The sequence below is a fragment of the Parvularcula oceani genome (genome assembly GCF_000733125.1).
In the GTDB taxonomy this organism is placed as follows: Bacteria; Pseudomonadota; Alphaproteobacteria; order Caulobacterales; family Parvularculaceae; genus Parvularcula; species Parvularcula oceani.
In genome coordinates this window covers 1-13,066 of sequence record NZ_JPHU01000016.1, presented here as the reverse complement: position 1 = coordinate 13,066, position 13,066 = coordinate 1, and the positions used below count along the sequence as shown (strand labels likewise).

Annotated in this window: 13 protein-coding genes, 1 tRNA gene and 1 pseudogene; 7 read left to right on the top strand and 8 right to left on the bottom strand. The window is 66.5% G+C overall.

Translation table 11 applies throughout. The features are described from left to right. The first annotated feature begins 7 nt into the window (after positions 1–7). The 3 genes from radC to IE88_RS0114220 all read left to right on the top strand — a co-directional run bounded on the left by radC (position 8) and on the right by IE88_RS0114220 (position 1,848). Positions 8–718, top strand: a complete 711-nt coding sequence (gene radC, locus IE88_RS0114230; protein WP_031555718.1) for a RadC family protein — start codon at positions 8–10, stop codon at positions 716–718. Positions 719–1,407: 689 nt separating this feature from the next. After that, positions 1,408–1,629, top strand: coding sequence for a hypothetical protein (locus IE88_RS18550; protein ID WP_202900517.1), 222 nt, complete (start codon positions 1,408–1,410; stop codon positions 1,627–1,629). Between the two features lie 3 nt (positions 1,630–1,632). Beyond that, positions 1,633–1,848, top strand: a complete 216-nt coding sequence (locus IE88_RS0114220; RefSeq protein ID WP_031555712.1) for a ribbon-helix-helix domain-containing protein — start codon at positions 1,633–1,635, stop codon at positions 1,846–1,848. A gap of 59 nt (positions 1,849–1,907) precedes the next feature. On the opposite strand, the gene pal is transcribed toward IE88_RS0114220, so the two are convergent. Both pal and tolB read right to left on the bottom strand, forming a co-directional pair. After that, entirely contained in the window at positions 1,908–2,450 is a 543-nt protein-coding gene (gene pal, locus IE88_RS0114215; RefSeq protein ID WP_031555709.1) for a peptidoglycan-associated lipoprotein Pal, read from the bottom strand. A gap of 226 nt (positions 2,451–2,676) precedes the next feature. After that, complete coding sequence (gene tolB / locus IE88_RS0114210; RefSeq protein WP_031555707.1) at positions 2,677–3,993, bottom strand: Tol-Pal system beta propeller repeat protein TolB; 1,317 nt, start codon at positions 3,991–3,993, stop codon at positions 2,677–2,679. A gap of 129 nt (positions 3,994–4,122) precedes the next feature. Between tolB and IE88_RS0114205 the strand changes: the two genes are divergently transcribed. Further along, on the top strand, positions 4,123–4,626 hold the full coding sequence (locus IE88_RS0114205) for a DUF2726 domain-containing protein (RefSeq protein ID WP_051882307.1): 504 nt from the start codon (positions 4,123–4,125) through the stop codon (positions 4,624–4,626). Between the two features lie 67 nt (positions 4,627–4,693). Here IE88_RS0114205 and IE88_RS0114200 read toward each other — a convergent pair whose 3' ends face one another. The 5 genes from IE88_RS0114200 to IE88_RS16760 all read right to left on the bottom strand — a co-directional run bounded on the left by IE88_RS0114200 (position 4,694) and on the right by IE88_RS16760 (position 9,895). After that, positions 4,694–4,966 carry an HU family DNA-binding protein gene (locus IE88_RS0114200; protein WP_031555702.1) on the bottom strand — a complete coding sequence of 91 codons (273 nt, stop codon included), beginning with the start codon at positions 4,964–4,966 and terminating at the stop codon, positions 4,694–4,696. Positions 4,967–5,101: 135 nt separating this feature from the next. Next, on the bottom strand, positions 5,102–5,422 hold the full coding sequence (locus IE88_RS0114195; RefSeq protein ID WP_031555700.1) for a chorismate mutase: 321 nt from the start codon (positions 5,420–5,422) through the stop codon (positions 5,102–5,104). Between the two features lie 72 nt (positions 5,423–5,494). Continuing rightward, complete coding sequence (gene lon, locus IE88_RS0114190) at positions 5,495–7,906, bottom strand: endopeptidase La (protein ID WP_031555698.1); 2,412 nt, start codon at positions 7,904–7,906, stop codon at positions 5,495–5,497. A 177-nt stretch (positions 7,907–8,083) separates the two neighbouring features. After that, positions 8,084–9,439, bottom strand: coding sequence for a spinster family MFS transporter (locus IE88_RS0114185; protein WP_031555696.1), 1,356 nt, complete (start codon positions 9,437–9,439; stop codon positions 8,084–8,086). Positions 9,440–9,442: 3 nt separating this feature from the next. Beyond that, the gene (locus IE88_RS16760; RefSeq protein WP_051882305.1) at positions 9,443–9,895 is read right to left on the bottom strand and encodes a hypothetical protein; all 453 of its coding nucleotides are present in this window, start codon (positions 9,893–9,895) and stop codon (positions 9,443–9,445) included. A gap of 77 nt (positions 9,896–9,972) precedes the next feature. Here IE88_RS16760 and IE88_RS0114175 point away from each other — a divergent pair, with 77 nt between their 5' ends. Continuing rightward, the gene (locus tag IE88_RS0114175; protein WP_031555690.1) at positions 9,973–10,968 is read left to right on the top strand and encodes an NADPH:quinone oxidoreductase family protein; all 996 of its coding nucleotides are present in this window, start codon (positions 9,973–9,975) and stop codon (positions 10,966–10,968) included. Positions 10,969–10,975: 7 nt separating this feature from the next. On the opposite strand, the gene IE88_RS0114170 is transcribed toward IE88_RS0114175, so the two are convergent. Further along, a complete protein-coding gene (locus tag IE88_RS0114170; protein WP_031555689.1) occupies positions 10,976–11,653 on the bottom strand; it encodes a hypothetical protein in 678 nt (225 codons plus the stop codon). 130 nt (positions 11,654–11,783) lie between these two features. Here IE88_RS0114170 and IE88_RS0114165 point away from each other — a divergent pair. Further along, positions 11,784–11,875, top strand: a tRNA-Ser gene (locus IE88_RS0114165). 267 nt (positions 11,876–12,142) lie between these two features. Beyond that, positions 12,143–12,424 (top strand): annotated as a pseudogene (locus IE88_RS17920) (integrase core domain-containing protein); the annotation flags it as partial. Positions 12,425–13,066: the final 642 nt, after the last annotated feature.

The following is a 13,066-nucleotide window of genomic DNA, read 5'->3' as shown; positions in this document are numbered from 1 at the left end:
CCTTCTTGTGGCCAAGCCCGCCAATCCCAATGCCGGGCACAGGAAGCGCCTGCGCGAGCGGTTCCGGCGCGCGGGCGCGGACGGCGTGCAGGACTACGAGCTCCTCGAACTCATCCTCTTCAACGCGATCCCGCAGCGCGACGTGAAGCCGCTTGCCAAGGCGCTGATCGAAACCTTCGGCAGCTTCGCCGACGTCCTCTCCGCGCCGCCCGAGCGGGTGGCGGAGGTCCGGGCCGAGGTGCCCGGAAAGCCCGACCTGCGCGCGGGCGAGCGGGCGCTCGACGAATTCCGCATCGTCCGCGCCGCCGCCCTCCAGCTCGCCCAGGCCAACGTGCTGAACCGGCATGTCCTGTCCTCGTGGAAGGAGCTCGTCTCCTATTGCCGCTCCACCGTCTCCTATGAAGGCATCGAGCAGTTCCGCATCCTGTTCCTGAACACCAAGAACATGCTGATCGCCGACGAGAAGCAGCAGACGGGCACGGTGAACCACACGCCCGTCTATCCGCGCGAAGTGGTCAAGCGCGCCCTCGCCCTCGACGCCGCCGCGATCATCCTCGTCCACAACCACCCCTCGGGCGATCCCACCCCCTCGCGCGCCGATATCGACGTGACCCGCCGCATCGTCGAGGCGGCCAAGGGCGTCGATATCCGCGTGCACGACCACCTGATCATCGGACGCGGCAGCGAGGTGAGCTTCGCGCAGCTGGGATTGCTGTGATTTCTTACTGACGCGCGTCGCGCGACGGCGCGGAGCGCCGGCTCGCTCCTGAACGTCGCGCATTCCTGGTGCTGACGCCTGCGGCGACGGCAGCGGAGCTGCCGGCTCGCTCCTGAACGTCGCTCGCTCCGCGGGAGCGGAGTGCGGGGGTGGCGGGCGCGTAGCGGCCTGTAGGGTGGATCGTGATCCACCATGACGCCGGTGCCGTCGGAGCTGCTCTCTGCGCTCCGCGCAGCCGTCATCGCCCGTCCGAGCCGGTCTTGCAGAAGATGAGGGTCCCGCGCGCGGCTTCCGTGCCGACGGAGGGTCTTGTGTTACTGTGTCGGCTCAGCTCGGGCTTCCCACACCCTCGCCGCGCGCGGCGCGAGGCCCTTTCGGCTCTTTCAAGCCTCTCGCCGGGGCCCCTCCGGAGCTCGCCCGGCGCGTGCCATCCCCGTCACGAGTGACGGGCACGCAGGCTCCGCGGCACCGGGCAGAGCGGTGATGGATCCCGCACAGCCCTCTCCCGGCGCGAGGGGGAAGTATGGGTCATGGGGAGGCTGCGGGGACAAGTAGGGTGGATCATGATCCACCATCCGGCGGGGGACCGTGGTGGATCACGATCCACCCTACGCCCCTCCCGCCCCTCCCCCTGTGGCCCCTCCCTTGCGTGCCCTTCCCCGAACGGCCACCCTCAGGCGATGGAATCCATGTCCGACACATCCTCCCATGCCCGCATCCGGATCGCGCTGGCCCGGTTCTGCGTGGCGCACGACATCGACTTCGAAGCGCTCTACGCGGCGCTCGGCATCGATGCGACGCAGGCCGATGCGGAGGCGCTGTCGCATATGGCGGGCGTCCTCGACGGCATGAGCATCGCGGCGCGCCGCATCGCGGAGCACGGCATCGAGGACTGGGCCAAGGACCGCTGAGGAGTGCGCAAGCGCTCCTTGACCCTGAACGGGCACCGCACGAGCCTCGCGCTGGAGCCGGAGTTCTGGGATGCGCTCGACAGGGCCGCCGAGGAAGAGGGCCTCAGCCTCGCAGGCCTCGTCGCCTCGATCGACGAGGCGCGCCTTGCCCGCCCCGATCAGGCGCTGTCATCCGCCGTCAGGGTCTATCTTCTGAACCGCGCGCAGCGGCGGCCATGAAAAAGGCCGGACCGCCTGTCGCGGTCCGGCCTTTCCGAGCTCTGCCTGCCCTTGCCGGTTCAGACGCCGGTCGTGACCAGCATGGTCGTGGCGTTGCGGTTCTTCGCCCAGGCTTCGGGCGTCGAGCGCGGATCCACCGGCCGTTCCTTGCCATAGGAGATCGTGGTGATCCGCGAGGGATCGATGCCGAGGCTGACCAGATAGTCCTTGGCGGCATTGGCCCGGCGCGCGCCGAGGGCAAGGTTGTATTCGCGCGTGCCGCGCTCGTCGGCATTGCCGATCAGGCGCAGGCGGACTTCCGGATATTCCTTCAGCCATGCGGCCTGGCGGGCCAGCGTCGCCTGGCCTTCATTGGTCAGATTGTACTGGTTGTAGCCGAAATAGACGCGGTTGCCCGCGCTTTCGATCAGGTCTTCCATCGAGCCGGGCTCGGGGCCGACCGGCGTGTTCATGCCGCTCCCGCCCTCGTCGCTCATCGGACGGGCGACGTCCATGCCGTCCTCGAAGGGCGCGTCCGTGTCCTCCCCTTGCGTGGAGGCGCAGGCGGCCAGCGCCCCGAGGGCGATGGCGAGGCCCGCTCTTTTCAGCGTGGTCTGCATCATTGTCTTGCTCCGCTCTACCTGCCGCGAGTCCCGGCGACGCACACCGCCCCTGCCAGACCCGCCCCCGGTCACTGCCGGTTACTTTCGGCACAGAAACCTTTCTACACCGTTGACCGCCATGACGCTGCCGCCGTTAGAGGCCGATCTGTACCATTTCGTGACAGGCTAGACCCATCGCGGCGGTTTTCAATCGGCCCAAGGCGCTTCGCCCGGCCCTGTGGCCGCATTACTTCAGCGGCGGCGACCAAGCGGGGTCGGACGCCTCGGTCGGCGTCTCGACGGGGCGCAGGTTCTGGCCGGTCAGGTCGATCGAATAGAGCGAGACCGGGCCGCCCGGCCGCTCCTCGCGGTGGAACATCAGGACCCGGCCATTGGGGCTCCAGGTCGGCCCCTCGTCGAGATAGCTTTCGGTCAGGAGCCGCTCGCCCGTCCCGTCGGGCCGGACCACGCCGATATAGAAGCGCGACTTGTATTGCCGGGTGAAGGCGATGAGATCGCCGCGCGGGCTCCAGACCGGCGTGCCATAGGTTCCGTCGCCGAAGGTGATCCGCCGCTGATTCGTGCCGTCGGCGTCCATCACGTAGATCTGCTGGCTGCCGCCGCGATCCGAGGCGAAGGTGATCTGGCCGCCGTCCGGCGACATGGAGGGCGAGGTGTCGATGGCCGGATTGTCAGTCAGCGTGCGCAGCCGGCGGGTGCGCAGATCCATGACAGCGACATCGGAATTGCCGTTCTGCTCGACGGCGAAGAGGACGCTCTCGCCATCGGGCGAGAAGCGCGGCGCGAAGGTCATGCCGCGATAGGTGCCGAGCGCCTCCTGCTCTCCGGTCTCGATATTGAAGAGATAGACCTGGGCGGGGCGGTTCTCGAACAGAGCGAGATAGGTGATCTGCTGGCCCGCGGGAGAAAAGCGCGGCGTCAGGACGTCATAGTTCAGCCCGTCGGTCAGCGCCTGGGGGTTGGCGCCGTCCTGATCCATGATCATCAGGCGCTTGGTGCGGTCCTCCTTGGGCCCGGTCTCGGCGACGAAGACCACCCGGGTGTCGAAATAGCCCTCCTCGCCGGTCAGCTGCGAATAGACGAAGTCGGCGACCTTGTGCGCCGCCCGGCGCCAGTTCTCGCGCGGGGTCTTGAAGGCGATGGAGCCGAGCTGCTGATTGCCGGTGACGTCCCACAGGCGGGTGTTCACCTGCACCCGGCCATCGGCCAGCGGCTCGACCTCGCCCGCCACGAGCACGCGGGCATTGATCGCGCGCCAGTCGGCGAAGCGCGGCTTCACGTTGATCGAGTCGAGCTGCTGGATGAAGGCGCGCTCGTCAATCGGCGCGAAGAGGCCGGAGCGCTCGAGGTCGGCCTCGATCACCTCGGTGATCTGGCCCGCCACCTCCGAGACCTCCGCGCTGCCCGCGAGATAGTCCGGCACGGCGACCGGCAGCGGGTCGGTGCGGCCGCGCGTGATGTCGATCTCGACCTGCGCTTTCGCGGGCGCGGCGGCCCCAAGGAGGGCGAGCCCGGCGAGCAGGCCCGTCAGCAATTCTCTCATGTGTCCGTCCTCATGCGGCGCCGCGATGCCGGCCCGCCTCGTTGTCGCGCTTCGCCGGGCAAACTAGACGAGCCGTCCCTGCGGCGCCACAGCGCAGGGTGTGACAGTCGGGAGAGAAAGGAGACGCTGATGGGCGAGGCGGGAGTGACGCTGCTTCTCGGACTGGCGGGCATCGCCCTGGCGCTCGTTCTCCTGCTGCGCGGGCCGCGCACGCTCGGCGATCCGCGCGCGCAGCTGCGGGCGGTGCGGCGGGCCCGGATCGAAGCGCGTCCGATCCTCAACCGCTCGGAGCTCATCCGCCTCGCCTGGCTCGAGGCCTGGGCGCGTGGGCGCGCCTGCCGGGTCTTCGCCCAGGTGCCCTATGGCGAGATGATGCGGACGAGAGACGAGGCCGCCTTCCGCAGCGTCAATGCGAAGCGGGCGGATTTCCTGATCACCGACAAGGGCGGCTACCCGCTCGCCGCGGTCGAATATCAAGGAGAGGGTCACTGGGAAGGCGATGCCCGCGCCCGCGACCGGGTGAAGAGGGCGGCGCTTCAAGGAGCGGGAATCGCGCTGGTGGAGCTGTTCCCGGACGAGGACCGCAAGGCCGCGCTCGGCAAGGTCGAGGCGGCGCTGAAGGGGCGGCTTTGACAAGCCCTCAATGCACGACGCCCCGGCCGCAAGGCCGGGGCGATCGACACTCGAAGCCGGTCGCAGCTTAGTTCAGCGCGTCCTTGAGGCCCTTGCCGGCCGAGAATTTCGGCTGGTTCGACGCCTTGATCTGGATCGTCTCGCCCGTGCGCGGATTGCGCCCCTCGCGGGCGGCGCGGCGCGACGAGGAGAAGGTGCCGAAGCCGACGATGCGGACGTCGTCGCCCTTCTTCAGCGCCTCGGTGATGGCGTCGAACACGGCGTCCACGGCCTTGCCGGCGTCGGATTTGGTCATGTCGGCCATGTCGGCCACGCGATCGACGAACTCGTTCTTGTTCATGGGGATCCCTCCTCGGGCGCTCTGTGTTGCCGGGGGGAAGCTATGAGCGGAAAAACCCTTCCGTCAAACGGGCTTGGCGCCGTGATTCCCACAAAAGTCAGGGTTTACCACTCAAGCCGTTGAAAAGACTGCGCTTTATTCATTCCCGCCAGCGCGCTGCCGCCGCCAGGCTTCGGCCTCGTATCGGATCGACTGTTCGATCAGTTCGCGCCAGACGGGCTCTGCGATTCGGGCCGAAAGGCCCTGTTTTCCTGCCTCCGCGAGCACGTTCTGCACCACCTGCTCGATCCGCCAGGGCAGGCGGACCTCCTCCTCGCGCGGCTTGATGCGCGCGGCGGCGCCCATATAGCGCTGGCGTTCGGCGAGAAGCGCGACGAGGCGGCGGTCGAGGGCGTCCACGCCTTCGCGGACCTCCTCCATGGTCGAGCAGGAATCGGGATCGAGCGGTTCGGTCATGCCGGACGGATAGACGCAAAAGAGCCGGCCCGCGAGGGGCCGGCTCCGATATTGCGCTTTGTGGGGCGCCTGTCAGTGAGTGATGACCGCGGCCGTGTCATCGGCCTCCGGATCGCCGGCGCCGCTCTTCTTCAGCGCCTCTTCCTCCGGGTCCCACTCGATCGGCGTCAGCGGCCGGGTCAGGGCGTGCTTGAGCACCTCGTCCACATGGGTGACGGGCAGGATCTCCAGCGCGTCCTTCACGTTGTCCGGAATGTCCGCGAGGTCCTTCTCGTTCTCCTCGGGAATCAGCACGGTCTTCACGCCGGCCCTGAGCGCCGCGAGCAGCTTCTCCTTGAGGCCGCCGATCGCCAGCACCCGGCCGCGCAGGGAGATCTCGCCGGTCATGGCGATATCCTTGCGGATCGGATTGCCGGTCAGCGCCGAGACGATGGCGGTCGCCATCGCCACGCCCGCCGACGGCCCGTCCTTGGGCGTGGCGCCCTCGGGCACGTGGATGTGGATGTCGGTCTTCTCGAAGACCGGCGGCTTGATGCCGAACTCCACCGCGCGGCTCCTGACATAGGACGCGGCGGCGGAGACGGACTCCTTCATCACGTCCTTGAGGTTGCCGGTCGGGGTCATCCGTCCCTTGCCGGGCATGGTGACCGCCTCGATCTTGAGGATGTCGCCGCCCGTCTGGGTCCAGGCGAGGCCGGTGACGACGCCGACGATGTCGTCGCCCTCCACCTCGCCATAGCGGAAGCGCGGCACGCCGGCGAAGTCGGACAGGTTGTCGGGCGTGACGACGACCTTCTTCTCGGCGCCCTCGCGCTCCAGCATGGTCACGGCCTTCCGCGCGAGGTTCGCAAGCTCCCGCTCGAGGTTCCGCACGCCCGCCTCGCGGGTGTACAGACGGATGAGCTGCAAGAGCGCTTCGTCCGTCACCTCGAACTCCTTCTCCTTGAGCCCGTGATTCTCGAGCTGCTTGGGGATCAGGTGGCGGCGGGCGATCTCGACCTTCTCGTCCTCGGTATAGCCGGGGATGCGGATGATCTCCATCCGGTCGAGAAGCGGCTGCGGCATGTTCAGCGAGTTGGCCGTGGTGATGAACATCACGTCCGACAGGTCGTAATCGACCTCCAGGTAATGGTCCGAGAACGTGTCGTTCTGCGCCGGGTCGAGCACTTCGAGAAGCGCCGAGGCCGGATCGCCGCGGAAGTCCTGTCCCATCTTGTCGATCTCGTCGAGCAGGAAGAGGGGATTGGACTTCTTCACCTTCTTCATCGACTGGATGATCTTGCCGGGCATGGAGCCGATATAGGTCCGGCGGTGGCCGCGGATCTCGCTTTCGTCACGCACGCCGCCCAGGCTCACGCGCACGAATTCGCGCCCCGTCGCCTCGGCGATGGACTTGCCGAGCGAGGTCTTGCCGACGCCCGGAGGGCCGACGAGGCAGAGGATCGGCCCCTTCAGCTTGCCGGTGCGCTTCTGCACGGCGAGATATTCGACGATGCGTTCCTTGACCTTGTCGAGGCCGTAATGGTCCTCGTCCAGAACGTTCTGGGCGCGGTCCAGATCGTGCTTGATCTTGCCCTTGTTGTTCCAGGGGATGGACAGGATCCAGTCGAGATAGTTGCGCACGACCGTGCTCTCGGCGGACATGGGGCTCATCTGGCGCAGCTTCTTGAGCTCCGCGACGGCCTTTGTCCGCGCTTCCTTGGAAAGCTTGGTCTTCTCGATCTTCTCTTCGAGTTCGCCGAGTTCGTCCTTGCCGTCCTCGCCCTCGCCGAGCTCCTTCTGGATGGCCTTCATCTGCTCGTTGAGATAGTATTCGCGCTGGGTCTTCTCCATCTGGCGCTTGACGCGCCCGCGGATCTTCTTCTCGACCTGGAGCACGCTCATCTCGCCTTCCATGAAGCCGTAGACGGCTTCGAGGCGCGCGGGGACCGAGGCAATCTCCAGGAGCTCCTGCTTCTCGGCCACTTTCAGGTTCAGGTGGCTGGCGACGGTGTCGGCGAGCTTGGACGCCTCGTCGATCTGGCCGATCGAGACGATGACCTCCGGGCTGACGCGCTTGTTGAGCTTCACATAGCTCTCGAACTGCGCGTTCACCGAACGCACCAGCGCCTCGACCTCCGCGGGCTCGCCATCGTCCTCGGCGACGAGCGCGGCCTCGGCCTCGAAGAATTCGTCATTGTCGGTGAAGGTGACGATCTCGGCGCGCTCTCCGCCCTCGACCAGCACCTTGACCGTGCCGTCGGGCAGCTTGAGGAGCTGGAGCACCTTGGCGACCACGCCGAGGCGGTAGATGTCGTCCGTTCCGGGATCGTCGTCGCCGGCATCCTTCTGCGCGACGAGCAGGATCTCCCTGTCCGACTGCATCACCGTTTCCAGCGCCGCGACGGATTTCTCGCGCCCCACGAAGAGGGGGACGACCATGTGAGGGAAGACCACGATGTCCCGCAGGGGCAGGACGGGATAGGTCTTGTTGTCTTCGGACATGTTCACTCCTGTCTAGGCAGTCCGGCGCCCGCCGCCCGAGACCAGGCACGGCCGGCGCCCCCGAAGCACGGAAACCATTCGCGATGGGACCCTGCGCCTTGGGTGTTTCGAGACCCTATGTCGGGTTCGAACACCGCGCGCGCAAGCATCTCACCGCCGGGTGTCCTTACGATCCGGCTAGGCGGCCCGCCCCTCGCCCGTCGCCCGCGCCCAGTCGCCGGGCAGGCTGCGCGCGGCGAGGAGGTAGAACACGATGGCGAGGCCGTAGGGGATCGCCAGCAGGCTGAGCGCCAGCCTGCGTCCCGGCACCTCGCCCATGGGGCCGCCCACCGCCTCGATCAGGCTTCCCGAGAAGGGGATGAACCAGACCTCGCGGCCGAGGCCGAAGACGTCCGACAAAGCCCCGGTGATGGTCGGCCCGCCGCCCAGCGCGATCAGGTTGAGGACGAAGAAGAAGACCGCCGTCGAGGTCGCGCGCACATTGGGCGGTGCGAGGTTCTGCGCCACCGAGAAGGACGGCCCGAGATACATGCCGCCGAAGAAGATGTTCACCCCGAGAAAGACGAGGAAGAGCGGCCAGCTCTCCGTCCAGACCGCGAGGAGGAGGCCCGGTATGGCGACCGCGACGGCCGCCGCGCAGAGATAGCCGTAGCCCGACACGCCGCGCTTCGCCCAGCGGTCCGCCAGCGCCCCGCCCGCATAGGTGCCGCCCGCATAGAGCGTGCCGTTGAGGACCCCGAGCACGATCAGGACGGACACCAGCGAGACGCCCGGGAAGGCCGTGGCGATATAGCGGATCGCGAAGGCGCTGACCGCGTAGCTCGCAAAGCTCGCAAAGCTGATGCCGAGCGCCATCAGCCAGTAGGAGCGGAAGCCGAGCAGCTCCCCGAGCGCCGCGCGCAGGGGCGGCGGGCTCGTCTTCGCGTCGAGGCGCCCGCGCTCGGGCTCTCGCACGGTGAAGGCGAGGAGGAGCGCGAGCAGGATGCCCGGCGCGCCGAGCACGAAGAAGACGAGGCGCCAGTTCGTCGCCTCGGCCGTCGAGAGCGCGGCGGAGACGAAGAAGGCCGTCATGATCCCGAAGGGAATGCCGAGCGAATAGATGCCCAGCGCCCGCGCCCGCTCGGTCTTGCCGTAGAGGTCGGACAGCATGGAGTGGCTGGGCGGGCTGCCCCCCGCCTCGCCCACCGCGACGCCGATCCTGGCGAGCGCCAGCCAGAAGAAGCTGGTCACGAAGCCCGACAGGAAGGTGAAGCCCGACCAGACCGCCAGCGCGACCGAGATCACCCGCACGCGGTTCACCCGGTCCGCGAGCAGCGCGATGGGCAGCCCGAGCACGGTGTAGAACATGGCGAAGTAGAAGCCGGTCAGAAGCCCGATGCCGGTATCCTCGAAGCCGAGATCGTTCGCGATCGAGGGCGCGAGGATGCCGAGGATCTGCCGGTCGACGAAGTTGAAGGCGTAGACCAGCGTGAGAAGGCCCAGCACGTAGCCCCGAGGCGTCGACCTGCTGGCTTCGATGGTCGTGGCGCTCATCGGCTAGACCTCGTTTCTGCTGTGCAATGCCTGACCGTCCGGCGCCCGCGTCTCGACATGATCGGGGTGGTACATATCGATATGGACTTCGCCCTCAGCCCCGCCGGGACAGGACCACTCATAGACATCCGTAATGCCGCCATAAGGGCTTGGTCCGGCCGCTCCGATGCGGGAGGATTCCGGCGCCGCCCCGCCCGGGCAGCGCAGCGAGCGCATATAGGATCGCTGACCTTGCGGCATATGGGCCCTGACCGGGTTGGCCAAAGAACCGAGCGGCCCCCTCGCCTCGATGGCCGCGACCTGTGCATCGCTCGCCTTCGCGCCGCCCATCATCATCATCGTGAGAACAGCCGATTCCTCTTCGGCAGGGCCGGCCTCCAGGCTCCTCTCCCCGCTCGCGCAGGAAGCGAGCGCCGTGAGCGCCATTCCGAGTGTGAGAACCCTCCGGATCGCCATCCCCGCCTGCCCTTCGTCATTGCCGCTCGGCGAACCCTGCCTATGGTCGCTTCGAAGAACAAGTATGGAGGCTGCGCATGAAGGCGCTGATGTCGACCGCCCCCGGCGGACCCGAGACCCTGGAACTCACCGAGACCGAGACGCCCGAGCCCGGACAGGGCGAGATCCTGCTGCGCATCCATGCGGCGGGCGTGAACTTTCCCGACACGCTGATCATCCGCGACCTCTACCAGTTCAAGCCGGAGCGCCCCTTCGCGCCCGGCGGCGAGGCGGCGGGCACGGTCGAGGCCGTGGGCGAGGGCGTGGAGCATCTGAAGGTCGGCCAGCGCGTCGCCGCCTCGGTCGGCGCCTTCGGCGCCTATGCGACCCATGCGGTCTGCCAGGCGTCGAGCGCCATGCCGATCCCGGACGAAATGGAGTTCGAGGTCGCCGCCGGCTTCGTGATGACCTACGGGACGAGCTATTACGCGCTCAAGGACCGCGCCAGGCTCAAAGAGGGCGAGACGCTGCTGGTCCTCGGCGCGGCCGGAGGCGTCGGCTCGGCCGCGGTCGAGCTCGGCAAGGCGATGGGCGCGAAAGTCGTCGCCGCGGTGAGCTCCGAGGAGAAGGCGGAGTTCTGCAAAGGCCTGGGCGCGGACGAGACCGTCATCTATCCGCGGGAACTCGACAAGGACGCGCAGAAGGCGCTCTCCAAGAGCTTCAAGGAGGCGACCGGCGGCGGCGCGGACGTGGTCTATGACGCGGTCGGCGGCGATTACTGCGAGCCCGCCCTGCGGGCCATGGCGTGGGAGGGCCGCTATCTCGTGGTCGGCTTCCCCGCCGGCATCCCCAAGCCGCCGCTCAACCTGACCCTGCTCAAGAGCTGCCAGATCATGGGCGTGTTCTGGGGCGCCGCGGTGATGCGGGACCCCAGGGCCAATCAGGCGAACATGGCGAAGATCCAGGAGATGATCGCCAAGGGCGAGATCAAGCCGCGCATCACCGGCGCCTACCCGCTCGAGGAGGGGGCGAAGGCCCTCGCCGAGGTCGAGGGCCGCAAGGTGATGGGCAAGCTCGTCCTGACGATGGGATGAAGGGCCGTCAGAACCTGTAGCCGAGGCCGATCGTGAGAACCGGCCAATAGGCGTATTTGTCGATATCGTCCTCGAGCTCGCGTTCCTCGAGCTCGAGGCGGTCGCGGAGTTCCTGGGCGAGCACGGGGTCGACGGTGGCAAGCCCGGTCGCATCGAGGCTGACCTCGGAATCGCCCGCGAACATGACGCCCGCGCGCAGGATCAGCGAGAGGCGGCCCGGCTTGTAGAGGCTGCGGTCCCAGCCGAGCCCGGCAAAGCCCGCCGTGTCGGCGAATTGCGCGTCGCCGGTCAGAGTGCCGACCTCGGAGGGCGCGAAGACCCGGCCGCCGATATCCACCGGCTCCTGCGGGGTCGCGTCGAGATGGACCGCCTTGTCGCCCACGAAGAGGCCGCCGGTCACGGTGAAGCCGTTCTTGAACGGATGAAGGTCGGCGAAGCCGCCAAAGCCCGAGAATTCGAGATCGCCGTCGAAGAGGATGCCGTCATACTCCTCGTCCTCGGCGGAGTAGTCGAGCCAGTTATAGCCGCCGCGAAGCGCGAGCCAGTCGGTGACGCCGACCTGCGCATGGGCGCTCACGCCCGTGGTCCCGCCGCTCACGTCGACGGCCGCGCCGAGCTCCTGCGCGCTTGCGCCCGACAGAAGGCACGCCGCCCCCGCCGCAAAACCGAGAATCGCTGTCCGCATGATGCCCTCCTTCAGCGCGCATACATCTGACAGGCGAGAATGGAGGGAGGGTTACCACCCCCGGACAAAAACGACAGGACGTCCCATTCGCGGGTTGCAAAGCCCGAACCGCTTGGGCAGTGTCCGCGGCGGACAGGTGGCCGAGTGGTCGAAGGCGCTCCCCTGCTAAGGGAGTAGGCGGTTTGTCCCGTCTCGAGGGTTCGAATCCCTTCCTGTCCGCCACCCACAACCTATCGATATACAAGAGATATATCCCTTCCAGGCGGCTGAGAATTCAGCCGCACTTTCCGGAGGTTAGTGTGCAAACCCTCGGGACGGCTGGTTCTAGACGCCGTCTTGAGACGCCGACTGGCCGCCGAAGGCGGCGCTCGTCTGCGTTATCTCTGATGGTGGGTCGGGAAGTCCGTCATCCTGAATTGCCCTTTGTCACCGATAACCGTTCTTCGCCGATAACGGTGCAAGTTCACCGGTCAGATCGTTGATCTCTAGGCCTACCACCACAAGGTTCGCCTGGACTTTTCCCGCCCCGCGACGCCAACGGACAATGCCCACATCGAGAGCTTCAACGGCTCGCTCCGGGACGAGCGCCTGAACGTCCACCGGTTCGAGACGCTGGCCGAAGCTAGGCGGCAGATCGAGACCTGGCGGGTGGATTACAACGGAAGCCGACCTCACATGGCCCTCGGGAATCTAGCCCCTGCACAATATGCTTTGCAGACCAGAGAACCGTGTGAGACGATGAAATCATCAGCTCCCGGAAACTTACCCTAGGACTGGACCACTAGGGACAAGCACCTCAGAGCGCCCTTGGTCTAACATTGCACCCGGACCACTCGTTGGGAGCCGGTCATCGCCCACTTCCCCGACGCGAAAAATGACGAAGCACAAATATCGATAACGAGATACCAATCACCAGAAATACCAGGATTATCACCTTTTCGAACCCATTCATTTCGGGAGATAACAAGAGAAATATTAGGGCAACGATTGCGCCAAGCGCCGCCAGAATGGTATCTAGTTTCTGATTATATCTTCTCATCGTAAATATTCGCTTGGAAAGATAACCTACGGAGCGCTCTCGATATATTCATAGCACAATGCCTATCCTTCCAATCTAGCTCCGCTCTAGCGTTTTCTTGGGCACGACGCAGATCTACCACGGGCAGCTTTCCGCCACCGCCTTCGCTAAGCTGCGCCACTCCCTCGCGCCGAAACAATTTCCCCCTGACGCCATAATCTTGACCGCTCCAGTTCCTACCCCTATCGCCGCACCGATCATTGCTTGCACAAAGAACTCTCCGTCAGGATCGATGTTATTCACCGGATCGTTTGCGGCATAGGCCTCATCTCATTCCTTTTTATCGATAAAGGCCAAGCCAGCGGCGAAGAAGCAGGCGAAAATCGCAATCGCGA